Source organism: Ruegeria sp. N10 (genome assembly GCF_056531545.1).
The window spans coordinates 64,169-80,869 of sequence record NZ_JBQFLY010000008.1 but is presented as its reverse complement, the minus strand read 5'-3'; the positions used below and the strand labels follow the sequence as shown (position 1 = coordinate 80,869).

The following is a 16,701-nucleotide window of genomic DNA, read 5'->3' as shown; positions in this document are numbered from 1 at the left end:
TCGGGCGCTCAACCACGAGGAAGACATGACGATCTCAAGCATTGTCAAAACGCAGAACCTTAAAAAGCCGCCATTTTGCGACACTGACACAACGGTGTTCGATGCGGCCGTCACCATTGCGTTGCTGGATGTGAACGCGCTGGCGGTTCTCAGCGAAGGGAAGCTGGTCGGGATAATCACGGATCATGACGTGCTGCTGTGCCTGGCGGATTCCGGCTCAGCTTTCTACAAGCAGACAGTGGGTGACTGGATGACGGAAAAACCTGTCACCTGCGCGCTGGGATCGAAGTTGTCCAGTGGTCTTAATCTGATGGCCAAACACAAAATCCGAAATCTTGTCGTAACTCAGAATGGAAAAGCAATTGCCATCGTCAGCAGTAAAGAAATCCTGGCACGGGTGCATGAGGAAGACGAGTTGGAGCTGAATGTGTTGCGTGACATCGCCCGCGGTGCTCAGGGCCAATCAATAGCCTGACACCCCGGTTCCATGTCTGCTCACTCTACATTCAGGGCCGCTATGGAAGGTCACTGTTAAAGATGGAAATGCTGACTTTCCAGGTGCCATCCGTCTGGCGTTTCAGGACGTTCACAAACTTCCCTTTCTCCGGCGGGTCAGAATCAGCGATAGCAAAAGACCCGACCTGATAGGCGGTATCGCCATCCACACTGAAATCGATCAACTCATTTGTATGCGTTCCACCGGTGTTTTCTTTCATTCTTTCCCGATAGGCTGCGATGAACGCCTCGCGCCCGCGCAGCAGGGGTTCTCCGGGCGACAACAACATGACGTCTTCGGTAAAGAACGCAGCGCAGCCAGCAGCATCGCCTCGGTTAAATGCCTGATTGTACGCTTCATCAAAGTCTTCGAGCACGCGCCTCATATCCATGACGATCCCTTTCACAACCAACATTCACGAAAGATCGTTGCAGCCCTTCGCTCGTTCGATTCTGCATAAGTAACGCAATATGGCCACAGCGTTGGCGGCACCTGACGTTAAATGAGCTGGGCTTGGAATACCTGACGGCGAACGCAACTGATGCGAACGGACGTCCCAGCCACCGCCAGGATTCTGAATTGCGCGAACTGCCAAAGCAGGCTTGATCGCACATATGCACTGCGCTAGGCACCGAGGATGAGGAGACTTGCTGAAATGCTGTGCCGCTATGGCTTACGCCCGCCCGCTTGTTGCGGGTTTCCGACGGCTCGGGTCAGGATCGCGACTCTTCCTTTTCATTCGCCCAAGTCACCAAGCTGACACTGACATGCTGCGCATCACCGAAGATATTGCTCTGCAAGACTGGGAAATGACCGAAAGCTTTGTACGATCGTCCGGTCCCGGAGGGCAGAATGTCAACAAGGTGTCGACCGCAGTCGAGCTGCGCTTCGAAGCGGTACGCTCACCGTCCTTGCCCGATCCGGTCAAGGCCCGGCTAAAGCGACTGGCCGGGCGACGCTGGACCAAAGATGGCGCAATCATCATTCAATGTGAGGAAACACGCTCGCAGGCCCGCAACCGTGAAATCGCGCGTGCAAGGCTGGCAGAACTGATCTCCCGCGCGCTGGTCAAACCCAAACGGCGGATCGCAACGAAACCGACCTATGGTTCGGTCAAGCGTCGGCTTGCCGCGAAAAAGGCGCGTGGCGACGTCAAGGCGCTGCGGGGCAAGGTGTCTGAAGATTGATCTGGCATCTTGCCGGGGCGTTGATAGTCTGGCCCGCAAAGGCTGCAAAAGGGCAACGTCATGAGGCTGGAGGGAAAAACCGCAATCGTCACCGGTGGTGCATCGGGTTTTGGCGCGGGGATCGTGCAGAAATTCCTGGCCGAAGGCGCACGCGTCATGATCGCGGACATCAATGGTGACGCAGCCGCTGATATGGCGGGGCAACTTGGGGCCGGGGTATTGGCGCACCAGGTCGACGTCGGCGACAGGGCTTCAGTTCAAAAGATGGCGGACACCGCACTCGCCGCCTTTGGGGCGCTCGATATTCTGGTAAACAACGCAGGTGTCACCCACTTGCCAACCCCTCTGGAAAATGTCACCGAGGATGATTTCGACCGGGTCTTCAAGGTGAACATGAAGTCCGTGTATCTGACCGCCCGGGCATTTGTTCCCCATATGAAGGCGCGCGGCGCGGGTGCAATTCTGAACGTAGCCTCGACGGCGGGCCTGTCACCGCGCCCGAATCTGAACTGGTACAACGCGTCCAAAGGGTGGATGATCACGGCAACCAAGACCATGGCGGTCGAACTGGCCCCAACCGGCATACGCGTGAACGCGATCTGCCCAGTGGCGGGCGAAACACCGCTGTTGAAATCTTTCATGGGCGAAGACACGCCCGAGATCCGGGCCAAGTTCCTGGCGACCATCCCACTGGGACGGTTTTCAACACCCGAAGATATGGCCAACGCCGCCTGTTTCCTGTGTTCGGACGAGGCCAGCATGATCACCGGCACCGCGCTCGAGGTCGATGGCGGCCGATGTATCTGATCCGATCTTCATCTGGCCAAAAATATCCCCGCCGGAGGCAGCGCGCGCCCGCGCGCTTCCCCGCACCAATCCCGAGTTCAAGATGATCCCTGGACCAAGAAACCTGATTACCGATGTCCCCGGCCTGGCAGTTGGAAACGCTCAGGACGATGCGCTGAAGTCCGGGACCACGGTCCTCACGGCAGATAAACCGTTCGTTGCGTCGGTCCATGTGATGGGCGGTGCACCGGGTACGCGCGAAACCGATCTGCTTGCGCCTGATAAAACCGTCACAGGGGTGGACGCGCTGGTTCTGTCCGGCGGATCGGCCTTTGGACTGGACGCCTGCTCGGGTGTTTCAGATGCGATGTGGGCTGAAGGGCGCGGGTTTCCCGTCGGTTCAGCGAAGGTTCCGATCATTCCCGGCGCGATCCTGTTTGACCTGCTCAATGGCGGTGCAAAGGATTGGGCGGAAAACCCCTATCGTGCGCTGGGGCGGGCTGCTTATCTGGGCGCTTCAAGAGATTTTGATTTGGGGTCCGTCGGGGCGGGCACCGGGGCGTTGGCCGCAATGCAGAAGGGCGGGCTTGGCTCTGCCTCGTCCATTCTGCCTGATGGAGTCACGGTCGGGGCACTCGTTGCGGCGAACCCGCTGGGCAGTGTCACAACACCGGGTGACCGGCATTTCTGGGCAGCCCCCTTCGAAGTTGGCGATGAATTTGGCGGGCTGGGCCCCGATATGTCGCCGGATCAAAGCCGGATCCGCCGCAGCCGCAAGGCGATGGCCATGAGGCCAGCGCAACCCGAGCGGACAAACACGACCATCGCCATCGTTGCCACGGATGCCGCATTGACCAAACCACAATGCCAAAGGTTGGCCGTTGCCGCCCACGACGGAATTGCCCGGGCGATCCTTCCCGCACACACACCCGGCGACGGTGATCTGGTTTTTGGCGTCAGTACCGGCGCCCGCCCCATCGCATCCGAAGCCGATCTAACTCTGATCGGGCACGCGGCCTCGCTGTGCCTGTCCCGGGCCATTGCGCGGGCGGTCTATCTGGCGACCCCGGCGGAAGGAGACCTGTTGCCCTGCTGGACCACTGTACATGACTTAAGTTAAGGACACACCATGTGTCGCAGTGGCACTGTAGATGCGCGCGGCAATCCGCGCGTTGACACTTTTATGCGCCGGGGGTCCATTCGGTGCAGCCAATTTGTATCGGAGCACAAGCTATGAATCGTATCCTCACTATCGCAATCGCTGGCCTGCTGGCGCTGCCCGCTCATGCCGAAGGCGATGCCGAAGCCGGTGAGAAAGCTTTCAACAAATGCAAGTCCTGCCACATGATCGCTGATCCGGCCGGAGAAGTCATCGTCAAAGGCGGAAAAACCGGCCCCAACCTCTATGGCGTCGCTGGCCGCACTGCCGGAACCTACGAAGACTTCAAATATGGCGACAGCATCGTCGCAGCCGGTGAGAAGGGTTTGGTCTGGGATGAGACGTCCTTTGTGGAATACACGCAGGACCCTAAGGGCTTCCTGCAATCTTATCTGGACGACACCGCTGCCAAGTCGAAAATGACCTTCAAGCTGAAAAGTGGCAGTGAAGACGTCTTTGCCTATATAGTCAGTGTATCAGGCGAATAAACGCTAACATTGTGCACCCACGCACAAGGACCAAAGGCCGCAGCCCCTGCGGCCTTTGGTGCGATTGATACCAGTGTAGAACAGCGCCACTTTGGTATCTGACGGCAAACCGCAGAGTGTGCCGCAACGCCAAGCCGACCCGGCAACAGCTAAACCCAACATCAGCGCCCGTCAGGCGGATTGGCAACAGGAGAGGACAGATGGGCATTATGATCCCGGCTTGGGTCAATGGTGAATTGACTCCGGTAGACAAACTTGAAGCTCACGAAAAGGGCCTCAAGCACAAGGCCGTGTCGGTGTTTGTCGTTAGGGGCACCGAGATTTTGTTGCAGCGTCGGGCGCTGGGCAAGTACCACACGCCCGGCCTGTGGGCGAACACTTGCTGTACACACCCCGACTGGGACGAAAGCTCCTCAACCTGCGCCGTGCGCCGTTTGAACGAAGAACTGGGGATCACAGGTCTTTATCCTGAATACCGTCACCGTTTGGAATACCACGCCGATGTTGGGAACGGCATGGTGGAAAACGAAGTGGTCGACGTTTTTCTGGCCCATGTGCGCGGACCGCTGAAAATCGCGCCTGATCCGGACGAAGTCATGGATATCCGCTGGATCGACTACCATGACCTGTTGGCCGAAGTGGCCCGCCACCCGGATCGGTTTACACCGTGGCTCAAGATCTACCTGCACAACCATGCGGACACGATTTTCGGCCCGGACCTGATCATTTCAGCTAAATCCTGAGGCACTCCGAAAATCCCTGCCTTGCAAGGGCGGCTCAAGCCGCCTAAATCAACGCGTCATGGCCAAGCAGAAGACAGACCCGAATTACAAGGTAATCGCCGAAAACCGGCGCGCCCGCTTCGATTACGCAATCGAAGAGGACATTGAATGTGGCATCATCCTGCAGGGGTCCGAGGTCAAATCCCTGCGCGCGGGCGGCTCGAACATCGCCGAAAGCTATGCCACGGTCGATGACGGAGAACTGTGGCTGGTCAACAGCTATATCGCGCCGTATGAGCAGGCCAAGATGTTCAAGCACGAAGAACGTCGCCGCCGGAAACTGCTTGTATCCCGCAAGCAGATGTCGAACCTGTGGAACGCGACGCAGCGCAAGGGCATGACGCTGGTGCCGCTGGTTCTGTATTTCAACCACAGAGGACTGGCCAAGATCAAAATCGGCATCGCCAAGGGTAAAAAAACCCACGACAAGCGCGAAACCCAGGCCAAGCGCGACTGGTCACGGCAAAAGCAGCGCTTGTTGAAAGATCACAGCTAGAACGCCATCGCCGCCTGAACCGCCCGTTGCCAGCGATCATAGGCCGCGTCGCGTTCGGCTTGTTCTTGCGTGGGCTCGAACCGGCGGTCCAGCGCCCATGTTTGGGCAAAACCGGCCTGATCCGGGTATATCCCGGCTTTCATACCTGCCAGCCATGCGGCGCCAAGGGCGGTCGTTTCCTGCATAACCGGGCGATCCACCGGGGCACCCAGACAATCTGAAAGACCTTGCATTGTCCAGTCAGATGCACTCATCCCGCCATCGACGCGCAGGATGACATCCGCCTCGGCCCCCCAGTCGCCCTGCATGGCGTGCCACAGGTCGCGGGTCTGAAAGGCGATGCTTTCCAGCGTGGCGCGGGCAATCTCGGCCCGGCCGGAATTGCGCGTCAGACCGAACATCGCACCGCGGCAATCCGGCTTCCAGTAAGGAGCCCCAAGACCCGTGAAGGCTGGCACCAGGATCACATGCTGGTTCGGGTCGGCCTGCGCCGCCAGATCGCCGCTTTGCGGGGCCGAATCGATGATCTGCAACGCATCACGCAGCCATTGCACGGCGGCCCCGGCGATAAAGATCGACCCTTCCAGCGCATAGGTGCGCTGACCGTCCAATTGGTAAGCGATTGTCGTCAGAAGACGGTTTTTCGATTCAACCGGCTGCGCACCTGTGTTCAGCAGTGCGAAACAGCCCGTGCCATAGGTTGATTTCATCATACCGGACTGGAAACAGGCCTGACCGATGGTGGCTGCCTGCTGATCGCCTGCCACACCCAGAATGGGGATGTTCCCACCAAGCAAGGTGGTTGCGCCGAAATCCGAGGCGCAATCCTGCACGTTCGGCAACATATGAACGGGTACATCCAGCAACTCGCAAATTTCAGCGCTCCAGGCGCCTTTGTGAATGTCGAACAGCAGGGTGCGGGCGGCGTTGGTGGCGTCAGTGGCATGGACACGACCTTCGGTCAGACGCCAGATCAGGAAACTGTCGATGGTGCCGAACAGCAACTCTCCGGCCTCAGCCCGCGCGCGTGCGCCTGAAACGGTGTCCAGCAGCCATTTGACCTTGGTGCCCGAGAAATAAGGGTCCAGCAGCAGGCCGGTCTGGGCGGTGACGTCATCCTCACACCCGGCCTGCTTGTATCGGGCGCAGATTTCGGCGGTGCGGCGGTCCTGCCAGACAATCGCGTTATGGATGGCCTTGCCGGTCTGCTTGTCCCAGACCACGGTGGTTTCACGCTGGTTGGTGATGCCGATGCCGGTGATCTGGTCAGCCGAAACACCGACGCTTTTCATTACCTCGCGACACACATGCAGAACGCTGGACCAGATATCCTCGGGGTCGTGTTCAACCCAACCTTCTTGCGGGAAATGCTGGGGGAACTCCTGCTGAGCGGTGCCAACACGGTTCATCTGCCCGTCGAACAGGATCGCGCGCGAGGACGTGGTGCCCTGATCAATTGCCAGAATAAAGGTCATGTCCGCTCTCCCCGGTGTCATTTTGCGCGACTTTAGCGCAAACAACGGCGCCGGGGCCAGAGCAGAAATCAGACCGGATCGACGGGAATATTGTCGATCAGGCGGACGCCATCGGCCCAGGCCGTAACGAACAAGCGCGCGGGTTTGTTGGCATTGGGCAGGCTTTCCAGCGTCTCGGCGCAGCGCAGATCGATATATTCCACTTCGGTAAAACCAGCGTCCAGCAATGCGGCTTTTGCGTCTTGCGCCAGCGCCGCGAAATCCTTGCCAGCGGCAAGCTTATCTGCCACCCGCCGCATGATCTCGTTCATGCGGGACGCGACCTTTACGCCCTCAGGCGACAAAAGCAGATTGCGCGACGACATTGCCAGCCCAGAAGGCTCGCGCACGGTTGGGCAGCCGACAACCTCGATGGGAATGTCCAGATCGCGGGCCATGCGGCGCACCACCAGCAACTGCTGATAGTCTTTTTCCCCGAAATAGGCTCGATCCGCCTGCGTTTGCAGGAACAGTTTGGCCACTACAGTGGCCACGCCTTCGAAATGGCCGGGGCGAAACGGGCCTTCCATCATGTCGGTCAAACCGGTCACGGATACCGTGGTGGAAAAGCCGTCGGGATAGATTTCCTGAGGGTCCGGCACATAGATCGCATCCACGCCATAAGGGGCCAGCTTTAGGGCGTCTTCATGTTCCGTGCGGGGATAGTTCGCCAGGTCTTCGGGGTTGTTGAACTGCTTGGGGTTCACAAAGATCGTCACGATCACCCGGTCACAGTTCTCCTTGGCGGCCTGCGCCAGCGACAAATGCCCTTCGTGCAATGCGCCCATGGTCGGAACAACGCCGATAACGTCACCTGCGCGGTGCCATTCTGTCGTCTTGGTCCGCAGTTCCGCCAGCGAGCGCAGGATCGGCGCGGTCACGTCTTTGGTCCTTTCGCCGGAGCCTGATCAGCAAACACATGTTCGTCCGCCGGAAATGTTCGCGCACGCACTTCGGCCGCGTAATCTGCGATGGCGGCTTCAGCCAACGGGCCAAGCTCGGCATAGCGTTTGACGAATTTGGGTTTGAAGGCGGTGAAAAAGCCGACCATGTCATCGACGACCAGAATTTGCCCGTCACAACCGGCTGACGCTCCGATTCCGATGGTGGGGATGGCAACCTGTTCGGTGATCCTGTCGGCCAGACCTTGCGGCACTTTCTCAAGCACCACGGAAAACGCACCGGCCTCGGCCACGGCGCGGGCATCTGTCATGACGGTTTCGGCCTGTTCGTCGCGCCCCTGCACCTTGTAGCCGCCCAGCGTGTTGATCGATTGCGGGGTCAGACCGATATGCGCCATCACCGGGATGCCGCGCTTGACCAGAAAGCGGATGGTTTCGGCCATCTCGGCACCGCCTTCCAGCTTGACTGCCCCCGCACCGGTTTCCGCCATCAGCCGCGCCGCGTTGCGAAACGCTTGTGCCGGGCTTTCCTCATAGCTGCCAAACGGCATGTCGATGACCATCATCGCCGTGCTCAACCCGCGTGCGACGGCCTGACCGTGCAGGATCATCATCTCCATCGTGACACCAAGGGTGGATTCCAGCCCGTGCAAAACCATCCCGACGCTGTCCCCCACAAGAACAAAGTCACAATGCGTGTCCATCAGGCGCGCCATAGGCGTTGTGTATGCGGTCAGCGAGACCAGAGGCACGCCGCCTTTTCGGGCGCGAATATCTTCGGCGTTCGGGGCCTTTTTGCGGGCGGTGGCGCTCATGGTTGGCTCCTGCAGGGCTTATGTTGCAGTGCGGCATAGCAGATCGGCCGGGGCCAAAGAAACCCCGGTTGCGCGAACATTCCCTTGATTGACCTCAGGTTTAAAGGAACACTGCCGATAAAACGGCCCGGAAAACATGGGCGCAGATTTTCAGTTGGGAGAGTTCACATGACAAAACACGTGCTTCGAACATTCGCGTCGACCGTGGCGATTGGCGCCAGCCTGTTGGCGACGCAGGTTTTGGCCAAATCCGACATCACCATCGCCATGCAGTTGGAACCCCCGCATCTGGATCCGACCAGCGCCGCAGCTCAGGCCATCGATTCGGTTGTCTACACCAACATCTTCGAAGGTCTGACCCGTTTCATGGGCGACGGCTCGGTCGTGCCCGGCCTTGCGGAAAGCTGGGAGATTTCCGAAGACGGCAAAACTTATACCTTCAAACTGCGCGACGGCGTGACCTTCCATGACGGCACGACTATGGATGCCGAGGATGTCAAATTCAGCCTTGACCGGGCCACGGCCGAGGACAGCGCCAACGCGCAGAAAGCTCTGTTTGCAGGGATCGAAAGCGTCGAGGCCGTGGATCCACTGACGGTCAGGATCACCCTGGCCGATCCGAACGGCAACTTCCTGTTCAACCTTGCCTGGGGTGACGCGGTGATCGTCGCGCCCGAAAGCATTGAGAACATCAAGACAAACCCGGTTGGCACCGGCGCTTTTACTTTTGGCGACTGGGTTCAGGGCGACAGCATAACACTGAACCGCAACCCCAATTATTGGGGCGACCAACCGGCGTTAGAGACTGCGACGTTCAAATTCATCTCGGACCCGACCGCCGCATTTGCGGCCATGATGGCCGAAGATGTGGACGTGTTCGACAACTTCCCGGCACCGGAGAACCTGCCTCAGTTCGAGGCTGACCCGCGGTTTCAGGTTCTGGTTGGATCGACCGAGGGTGAAACGATCCTGTCCACCAACAACAAACAGCCGCCATTCGATGACATTCGTGTCCGGCAGGCGTTGGCCCATGCGATTGACCGACAGGCCATCATCGACGGCGCCATGTTCGGATACGGCACCCCAATCGGCACGCATTTTGCGCCACACAACCCCGCTTATGTCGATCTGACGGGCCAGTCCGCGTATGATCCCGAAAAGGCCAGGGCCTTGCTGGCAGAGGCCGGGTTTGAAAACGGGTTCGAGACAACTCTGCACTTGCCACCGCCATCTTATGCGCGCCGGGGCGGTGAAATCATCGCCGCACAGCTGGCCGAGGTCGGCATCACGGCTGAAATCATCAATGTGGAATGGGCCCAGTGGCTGGAATCGGTTTTCAAGGGCAAGGAATTTGGTCTGACCATCGTCAGCCACACCGAACCGATGGATATCGGCATCTACGCGCGGCCTGACTATTACTTCCAGTATGACAGCATCGACTTTCAGACACTGATGGAGACGCTGAACACCACCACCGACCCCGAGGAACGGACCCGTCTTCTGGGTGAGGCGCAGCGCCTCATCTCGAACGATTATGTCAACGGGTACCTGTTCCAGCTGGCCAAGCTGGGCGTCGCCAAGGCCGGTGTTCAGGGCCTGTGGGAGAACGCACCAACTGCGGCTATCGACCTGACTGCCATTTCCTGGTCGGAATGACACCAGTTGGCTGGGCCTGCTTGACGGGCCCAGTCTCACCATTGCGAAATGCGTTTCTTAACGATCATGAAAAGCTTTGTTGCCGGAATCGTTCTTTTTCTTTTCGCGTCTGTCCTTCCAGGCGCAGGTTTTGCGCAGGGCTTGTTCCAAGGACAGCAGGACACGCTAGTGGGAACCCCCGACAACCCGCTGCAAGTCGGGGTTGGTATCAAGATCGACCAGATTACCAGCGTCGATCAGCAATCGGAAAACTATGGTGCCGTGGTTGTTTTGCGGTTCGAATGGACAGACCCGGAACTGGCATTTGATGCGGCAAGCCTTGGTCGTGATTTTCGGGTTTTTGAACCGCCCGCTTTCGTGAAATACGCCGCTGAACTGGACGTCGTAACCCCGGCTTTTGTTATCCACAACCAACAATCCAACCGATGGATTCATGAATCTGCAGTTGCCGTGCGACATGACGGTCATGTAACCTTTGTCGAAAAATCCTCGCTGACTTTGCAGGCTCCGCATTTCAACTTTCGCAAATATCCTTTCGATACACAGGAATTTCACTTCGAAGTCGTATCGGTGTTTCCTTCGCAGTTCGTTCATTATCACTCGCTTGATGAATACTCCGGTCTGGGTGACATGCTTGGCGAAGAGGAATGGAAACTCGGCAATGCCAGGGCTCTGACTTCAACGACGACCGGTTTGTCGGGCGACGAAAGCGACCGGGTCGAACTTGTCTTTGAAGGCACCCGGCACCTGACTTATTACACCATCCGCATATTCCTGCCGATGCTGGTGCTGATCACAGTGGGATGGGCGCTTTTCTTTCTGGATGAATACCGAAAACGGATCGAGATCGCAGGCGGCAACCTATTGGTCTTTGTGGCCTTCAACTGGGCCATTTCCGCTGACTTGCCCAAGCTTGGCTATCTGACGTTTCTGGATTTCATTCTGCAATGCATGTTCCTGATGACAGGAACGATTATCGTCTTCAGCGTGATGTTGCGTAAATTGAAAGTTTCCGGTCGGGAAGAGACGGCCAGAAAGCTCGACAATTACGCGATCAAATGGATTTACCCGTTGGGATATGCCGCCATCATCGGCTATGCCGTCGTTGTCTTTCTGATGACGTCTTAGGCGCCGAATCCCACATCTATGTGGTTCTGAAATCGCGTGTATAGCTTTGGCTACCGGCTGTTCTGACCCTTGTCGGCGTTGCAGGATAGGGTGGCGGACACCGCGCTGCCAGCGACAGCGAAAATCGCAAGATTAACCATGCCCTGCTGATTGCCGTGGTGTCTGATTCAACGCAACAGATGTCGGATTCAAGAGTATCCAAAACCCGTTTTTTCGCAGATTCTGAAAAAAAAAGGTCCGATTCATGCGATACTCTGGTTTCAAGGTCATCAAAGAGGCTCTTACCGGGCACAAAGGATGGACACCGGCCTGGCGCGAGCCAGAGCCCAAGCCACATTACGACATCGTCATCATCGGCGGTGGCGGTCATGGCCTTTCTACGGCGCATTACCTGTCCAAGGTATTTGGCCTCCGCAATGTGGCGGTGATTGAAAAAGGTTGGATTGGTGGCGGCAATGTCGGGCGCAATACAACCATCATCCGCTCCAATTACCTGCTGGACGGCAACGAACCTTTCTACGAGTTCTCGCTGAAACTTTGGGAAGGTCTTGAGCAGGACGTAAACTACAACGCGATGGTCAGCCAGCGCGGGATCATCAACCTGATCCACACAGACGCCCAGCGCGACGCCTTTACGCGACGTGGCAACGCCATGATCCTGAACGGCGCGGATGCCGAGCTGCTGGATGCCGAACAGGTGCGCAAGGAATACCCATTCCTGAACTTCAACGATGCCCGGTTCCCGATCAAGGGCGGGCTGGCCCAGCGGCGCGGCGGCACGGTTCGGCACGACGCGGTGGCCTGGGGATATGCCCGGTCGGCGGACAGCCACGGTGTCGATATCATCCAAAACTGCGAAGTGACCGGTTTCCGGATCGAAAACGGAAAATGTCTGGGGGTTGAGACCTCGAAAGGGTTCATTGGCGCAGGCAAGGTTGGCTGTGCCGTGGCCGGAAATTCGGGGCGTGTCATGGGCATGGCGGGTATGCGGCTGCCAATCGAAAGCCATGTCCTGCAAGCCTTCGTTTCAGAAGGTCTTAAGCCGGTTCTGCCCGGCGTGATCACCTTTGGCGCGGGACATTTCTATGTCAGCCAGTCCGATAAGGGCGGGCTGGTCTTTGGCGGCGATATCGACGGGTACAATTCGTACGCACAACGCGGCAACCTGCCGGTGGTCGAAGATGTCTGCGAGGGCGGCATGGCCCTGATGCCGATGATCGGTCGCGCGCGTCTTCTGCGGATGTGGGGCGGGATCATGGATATGTCCATGGATGGATCGCCCATCATCGACCGGACCGGCATCGATGGCCTCTATTTCAACGGCGGCTGGTGTTACGGCGGGTTCAAGGCAACTCCGGCGTCGGGGTATTGCTTTGCGCATCTGCTGGCAAAGGATGAACCGCACCCGACAGCCACCGCCTATCGGTTCGACCGGTTCCGCACTGGCCGCATGATCGACGAAAAAGGTATGGGCAACCAGCCCAACCTGCACTGAGGGGAGCAGCACCATGATCATCCATCATCCCTTGCTGGGCCCGCGCGACAGTTCCGAATTCGTCTATCTGGGAGACGCTTCGTTGATCAACAGGCCCGATTGGCTGGCCGAAGACGCGGCCGAAGCGTTTTATGACTACGCCTATCTGCGCGACAATCCAGCCGGCGAACACCGCGAGTTGTGGTTCCACGAGGGGGGCGACCGATCTTGGCTGGTTGTTACTCGCAACACCGCGACACATGAGATTTCCAAAGTGGAACTGGCCCGTGACGTGGCCCGGGCACAGGGGCGTTCCAAATGACTCAAGACAATAGGCTGAGTGGCGGTCAGATCGACCGCACCAAAACCCTGAATTTCAAATTCGATAATCGCAGTTACCATGCACATCCGGGCGATACGCTGGCCTCGGCCCTTCTGGCCAATGGCGTGCGCCTGATGGGCCGGTCGTTCAAGTACCACCGCCCGCGTGGCGTGCTGACTGCCGGTTCGGAAGAACCCAACGCCATTGTCGAGCTGCGCACGGGCAGCCGTCAGGAACCCAACACTCGTGCCACGACCGTTGAGATGTTCGAGGGGCTTGAGGCCCATTCCCAAAACCGATGGCCCAGCCTGAGATTTGACGCTCTGGCAATCAACGACAGGTTTTCGACCTTTCTGACGGCGGGGTTCTACTACAAAACCTTCATGTGGCCTGCCGCGTTCTGGGAAAAGCTGTACGAGCCGATGATCCGTCGCGCCGCAGGTCTTGGGTCATTGTCGATGCAGGAAGACCCCGATGAGTATGACAAGGGGTTTCGACATTGCGATCTGCTGATTATCGGCGCGGGTCCAGCCGGACTGATGGCGGCACTGACGGCGGGCCGGGCCGGTTCCGAGATCATTCTTGCGGATGAGGATTTCGCACTTGGCGGGCGGCTCAACAGCGAATCCTTTTCGCTGAACGACAGCGATGCGACCGATTGGGTTAAACAGAGTGTCGCTGAACTTTCTGCAATGCCCAACGTTCGCATGATGTCGCGCACGACCGTGATCGGTGCCTTTGATCACGGCATTTATGGCGCAGTTGAGCGGACGGGCGATCATCTTGCTTCTCTGCCTTCCGGTAAACCGCGGCAGATCCTCTGGCGCATCTACGCCAAACGCGCCTTGTTATGCGCTGGCGCGACCGAGCGGCCCATCGCGTTTGAAAACAACGACAGGCCCGGCATCATGCTGGCAAGTGCGTTGCGCAGCTATGCTAATCGGTTTGCAACCACGGCGGCGCAACGTGTCGCCATATTTACGAACAACGATGACGGCCACCGCACCGCTGCGGACCTGCACGCAAAGGGTGTCAGGATTACTGCTGTCGTCGACGTCCGTGACGACGCCCCGACCAGCCATGACTATGAAGTTCTGCGCGGCGCGCAGGTCAGGGACACCAAAGGCCGACTGGGGCTGACCTTTGTCGAGGTCGAGCTGGCAGACGGGTCGTCGCGCACGCTGGACTGCGGGGCGCTTGGCGTCTCGGGTGGCTGGAACCCCAACGTGCATTTGACCTGCCATCAACGGGGGCGTCCCGCGTGGAACGACGATCTGGCGGCCTTTGTGCCCGGCGTGGACTTGCCGCCTGGGCTGTCCGTAGCAGGGGCGGCGAATGGTGTGATGTCCACCCATGGTGCCCTGCAATCCGGGGCAGAAGGTGCGGCGCAGGCGCTGGGCCTGAAAGGCCCGCTGTCCGATCTGCCTAAGGCCGAGGATACCCCGATCTCGCAGACACCGTTCTGGTATGTTCAGGGTTGCAGCCGCGCGTGGCTGGATCAGCAGAACGACGTGACCGTCAAGGATGTGAAGCTCAGCCATCAGGAAGGGTTCCGTTCGGTCGAGCATTTGAAACGCTATACCACGTTGGGCATGGCCACCGATCAGGGCAAGACATCGAACATGGGCGGGCTTGCGATCATGGCCGAGCTTGCGGGTAAGTCCATTCCGGAAACCGGCACAACGATCTTCCGCCCGCCCTATACGCCCGTTCCGATTGCAGCCTTTGCTGGCCGGATGAAAGGCAAGGAGTTTCATCCAACCCGCCTGACCCCGTCACATTACTGGGCCAAGGAACGCGGCGCGGTGTTTGTCGAGGTCGGCAATTGGCTGCGTGCACAGTGGTTCCCGCTGCCCGGTGAAACCCATTGGCGGGAATCCGTGGACCGTGAAGTGCGCCAGACCCGCGCCTCGGTCGGGGTGTGCGACTGCACCACGCTTGGAAAGATTGATGTTCAGGGTGCGGATGCGGCGGATTTCCTGAACAGGGTCTATTGCAACGGATTTGCCAAACTGGCCGTCGGCAAAACCCGCTATGGGCTGATGTTGCGCGAGGATGGAATTGCGATGGATGACGGTACCGCCGCGCGTCTGGCCGAAGATCATTTCGTGGTCACCACCACAACCGCCAATGCGGTCAAGGTCTACCAGCATATGGAATTTGTCCGGCAATGCCTGTTCCCGGACATGGATGTACAACTGATCTCGACCACCGAAGCCTGGGCACAATATGCGGTAGCCGGGCCCAATTCGCGCAAACTTCTACAAAAGATCGTGGATCCCGAGTTCGACATCTCGAATGAAGGCTTCCCGTTCATGGCTTGCGGCAACATCACCTTATGCGGCGGGTTGCGCGCGCGGTTGTTCCGTATTTCCTTCTCGGGCGAATTGGCCTTTGAAATCGCGGTGCCATCGCGATACGGCGACGCGCTGATGCGGCGTTTGATGCAGGAAGGTGAAGAGTTCGATGTCGTACCCTACGGCACCGAAGCGCTGGGCGTCATGCGGATCGAAAAGGGTCACGCCGCAGGCAACGAGTTGAACGGAACCACCACCGCCCTGAACCTTGGAATGGGTCGGATGGTATCCAAGAAGAAAGACAGCATCGGCTCAGTCCTGTCCGAGCGTGAAGGGCTGAACGAACCAGATGCTTTGATGATGGTTGGCATCAAGCCTGTGAACGCTGGCGACAAGGTAACCGCCGGAGGGCATCTGATGAATGCCACGGGTCCCGTGGATGCTGCCCATGATCAGGGCTATGTCACATCGGCAGCATATTCGCCGTCGCTGGACAGCCATATCGGCCTTGGCTTTTTGAAAAACGGCGTCACACGTCAGGGCGAAAAGATGCGCCTTGTGTCGCCAGTGACCGATCTGACGGTCGAGGTTGAAATCGTCTCGGCCCATTTCGTCGACCCCGAGGGAGAACGGCTCCGTGCATGATCTTGTAGCAATAACCGCGCTGGGTGGAACCGAACCCAAGATCGACAGGGTCGGAAGCGTGACCTGTACCGAAACTCCGGGTGTGGCGCTGGCCTCGGTCGCCGCTCGGCAGGGTCGGGAAGACAAAACCCGGAATGCCGTATCCCAATTGATCGGCGCTGAAACGCCCGCCGTCGGGAAATTTACCGGCGGACCGATCATTGCCTTCTGGACCGGGCCTGATCAATGGATGATCGAAGCGCCTTTTGAAACGCATGAAGATCTGGCGCATCTGGTGAAAGAAAACACTGGGGACTCCGCATCGGTTTCCGAACAGACAGACGCATGGGTCAGGTTTGATCTGGACGGAGAGGGCGTGTTGGCAGTGCTGGAATTGCTAAGCAGTCTGGATTGCCGAAAAATGGCGGCCGGTGCCGCATCCCGCACGTCTATCCATCACCTGGGGTGTTTCGTCCTGTGCCGTGCTTCTGGTTCGTTCAGCGTCTACGGGCCAAGATCGTCTGCCGGGTCACTGCATCATGCGATTGTGGCCGCAATGAAATCGGCGCTTTGAA

At 58.5% G+C, this 16,701-nt stretch carries 17 protein-coding genes; 13 read left to right on the top strand and 4 right to left on the bottom strand.

Going from position 1 to position 16,701, the window contains the following annotated elements; genetic code table 11:
- Nucleotides 1–25 precede the first annotated feature (25 nt).
- Entirely contained in the window at nt 26–475 is a 450-nt protein-coding gene (locus ACR0JI_RS12555; RefSeq protein ID WP_480474520.1) for a CBS domain-containing protein, read from the top strand.
- A gap of 40 nt (nt 476–515) precedes the next feature.
- On the opposite strand, the gene ACR0JI_RS12550 is transcribed toward ACR0JI_RS12555, so the two are convergent.
- The gene (locus tag ACR0JI_RS12550) at nt 516–887 is read right to left on the bottom strand and encodes a YybH family protein (RefSeq protein ID WP_480494965.1); all 372 of its coding nucleotides are present in this window, start codon (nt 885–887) and stop codon (nt 516–518) included.
- A gap of 376 nt (nt 888–1,263) precedes the next feature.
- Here ACR0JI_RS12550 and arfB point away from each other — a divergent pair, with 376 nt between their 5' ends.
- From arfB to smpB, 6 genes are all read left to right on the top strand, one after another.
- On the top strand, nt 1,264–1,683 hold the full coding sequence (gene arfB, locus ACR0JI_RS12545; protein ID WP_480494963.1) for an alternative ribosome rescue aminoacyl-tRNA hydrolase ArfB: 420 nt from the start codon (nt 1,264–1,266) through the stop codon (nt 1,681–1,683).
- A gap of 60 nt (nt 1,684–1,743) precedes the next feature.
- On the top strand, nt 1,744–2,490 hold the full coding sequence (locus ACR0JI_RS12540) for an SDR family oxidoreductase (RefSeq protein WP_480474526.1): 747 nt from the start codon (nt 1,744–1,746) through the stop codon (nt 2,488–2,490).
- Nucleotides 2,491–2,572: 82 nt separating this feature from the next.
- The gene (locus tag ACR0JI_RS12535) at nt 2,573–3,589 is read left to right on the top strand and encodes a P1 family peptidase (protein ID WP_480495018.1); all 1,017 of its coding nucleotides are present in this window, start codon (nt 2,573–2,575) and stop codon (nt 3,587–3,589) included.
- 113 nt (nt 3,590–3,702) lie between these two features.
- On the top strand, nt 3,703–4,116 hold the full coding sequence (locus ACR0JI_RS12530) for a c-type cytochrome (protein WP_480474528.1): 414 nt from the start codon (nt 3,703–3,705) through the stop codon (nt 4,114–4,116).
- Between the two features lie 200 nt (nt 4,117–4,316).
- Nucleotides 4,317–4,859: an isopentenyl-diphosphate Delta-isomerase gene (gene idi / locus ACR0JI_RS12525; protein ID WP_209505166.1), complete on the top strand. Its 543-nt coding sequence runs from the start codon at nt 4,317–4,319 to the stop codon at nt 4,857–4,859.
- A gap of 58 nt (nt 4,860–4,917) precedes the next feature.
- Nucleotides 4,918–5,394 carry an SsrA-binding protein SmpB gene (gene smpB, locus ACR0JI_RS12520; protein ID WP_209505165.1) on the top strand — a complete coding sequence of 159 codons (477 nt, stop codon included), beginning with the start codon at nt 4,918–4,920 and terminating at the stop codon, nt 5,392–5,394.
- On the opposite strand, the gene glpK is transcribed toward smpB, so the two are convergent.
- The 3 genes from glpK to panB all read right to left on the bottom strand — a co-directional run bounded on the left by glpK (nt 5,391) and on the right by panB (nt 8,625).
- Entirely contained in the window at nt 5,391–6,869 is a 1,479-nt protein-coding gene (gene glpK, locus ACR0JI_RS12515) for a glycerol kinase GlpK (RefSeq protein WP_480474531.1), read from the bottom strand. The two genes, smpB and glpK, sit on opposite strands and share 4 nt — an antisense overlap.
- 68 nt (nt 6,870–6,937) lie before the next feature.
- Nucleotides 6,938–7,789 (bottom strand): pantoate--beta-alanine ligase, encoded by an 852-nt coding sequence (gene panC, locus ACR0JI_RS12510; protein ID WP_480474532.1) that lies wholly within the window; start codon nt 7,787–7,789, stop codon nt 6,938–6,940.
- A complete protein-coding gene (panB, locus tag ACR0JI_RS12505; protein WP_480474533.1) occupies nt 7,786–8,625 on the bottom strand; it encodes a 3-methyl-2-oxobutanoate hydroxymethyltransferase in 840 nt (279 codons plus the stop codon). The genes panC and panB overlap by 4 nt, the downstream gene beginning before the upstream one ends.
- Nucleotides 8,626–8,793: 168 nt before the next feature.
- Between panB and ACR0JI_RS12500 the strand changes: the two genes are divergently transcribed.
- The 6 genes from ACR0JI_RS12500 (at nt 8,794) to ACR0JI_RS12475 (ending at nt 16,700) form a co-directional block, all read left to right on the top strand.
- Complete coding sequence (locus ACR0JI_RS12500; RefSeq protein ID WP_209505161.1) at nt 8,794–10,281, top strand: ABC transporter substrate-binding protein; 1,488 nt, start codon at nt 8,794–8,796, stop codon at nt 10,279–10,281.
- 168 nt (nt 10,282–10,449) lie between these two features.
- Nucleotides 10,450–11,409, top strand: a complete 960-nt coding sequence (locus ACR0JI_RS12495) for a ligand-gated ion channel (RefSeq protein WP_480474534.1) — start codon at nt 10,450–10,452, stop codon at nt 11,407–11,409.
- 244 nt (nt 11,410–11,653) lie between these two features.
- Nucleotides 11,654–12,904, top strand: coding sequence for a sarcosine oxidase subunit beta family protein (locus ACR0JI_RS12490; protein ID WP_480474535.1), 1,251 nt, complete (start codon nt 11,654–11,656; stop codon nt 12,902–12,904).
- A 13-nt stretch (nt 12,905–12,917) separates the two neighbouring features.
- Entirely contained in the window at nt 12,918–13,205 is a 288-nt protein-coding gene (locus ACR0JI_RS12485; protein WP_480474536.1) for a sarcosine oxidase subunit delta, read from the top strand.
- The gene (locus tag ACR0JI_RS12480) at nt 13,202–16,147 is read left to right on the top strand and encodes a sarcosine oxidase subunit alpha family protein (protein WP_480494960.1); all 2,946 of its coding nucleotides are present in this window, start codon (nt 13,202–13,204) and stop codon (nt 16,145–16,147) included. The genes ACR0JI_RS12485 and ACR0JI_RS12480 overlap by 4 nt, the downstream gene beginning before the upstream one ends.
- On the top strand, nt 16,140–16,700 hold the full coding sequence (locus ACR0JI_RS12475; protein WP_480494958.1) for a sarcosine oxidase subunit gamma: 561 nt from the start codon (nt 16,140–16,142) through the stop codon (nt 16,698–16,700). The genes ACR0JI_RS12480 and ACR0JI_RS12475 overlap by 8 nt, the downstream gene beginning before the upstream one ends.
- The last annotated feature ends 1 nt before the right edge of the window (nt 16,701 follow it).

Bases quoted from the DNA above. Each gene is read 5' to 3' on its own strand.
- ACR0JI_RS12555 (WP_480474520.1), top strand. From the start codon at position 26: ATGACGATCTCAAGCATTGTCAAAACGCAGAACCTTAAAAAGCCGCCA.
- ACR0JI_RS12550 (WP_480494965.1), bottom strand. From the start codon at position 887: ATGGATATGAGGCGCGTGCTCGAAGACTTTGATGAAGCGTACAATCAG.
- arfB (WP_480494963.1), top strand. From the start codon at position 1,264: ATGCTGCGCATCACCGAAGATATTGCTCTGCAAGACTGGGAAATGACC.
- ACR0JI_RS12540 (WP_480474526.1), top strand. From the start codon at position 1,744: ATGAGGCTGGAGGGAAAAACCGCAATCGTCACCGGTGGTGCATCGGGT.
- ACR0JI_RS12535 (WP_480495018.1), top strand. From the start codon at position 2,573: ATGATCCCTGGACCAAGAAACCTGATTACCGATGTCCCCGGCCTGGCA.
- ACR0JI_RS12530 (WP_480474528.1), top strand. From the start codon at position 3,703: ATGAATCGTATCCTCACTATCGCAATCGCTGGCCTGCTGGCGCTGCCC.
- idi (WP_209505166.1), top strand. From the start codon at position 4,317: ATGGGCATTATGATCCCGGCTTGGGTCAATGGTGAATTGACTCCGGTA.
- smpB (WP_209505165.1), top strand. From the start codon at position 4,918: ATGGCCAAGCAGAAGACAGACCCGAATTACAAGGTAATCGCCGAAAAC.
- glpK (WP_480474531.1), bottom strand. From the start codon at position 6,869: ATGACCTTTATTCTGGCAATTGATCAGGGCACCACGTCCTCGCGCGCG.
- panB (WP_480474533.1), bottom strand. From the start codon at position 8,625: ATGAGCGCCACCGCCCGCAAAAAGGCCCCGAACGCCGAAGATATTCGC.
- ACR0JI_RS12500 (WP_209505161.1), top strand. From the start codon at position 8,794: ATGACAAAACACGTGCTTCGAACATTCGCGTCGACCGTGGCGATTGGC.
- ACR0JI_RS12490 (WP_480474535.1), top strand. From the start codon at position 11,654: ATGCGATACTCTGGTTTCAAGGTCATCAAAGAGGCTCTTACCGGGCAC.
- ACR0JI_RS12485 (WP_480474536.1), top strand. From the start codon at position 12,918: ATGATCATCCATCATCCCTTGCTGGGCCCGCGCGACAGTTCCGAATTC.
- ACR0JI_RS12480 (WP_480494960.1), top strand. From the start codon at position 13,202: ATGACTCAAGACAATAGGCTGAGTGGCGGTCAGATCGACCGCACCAAA.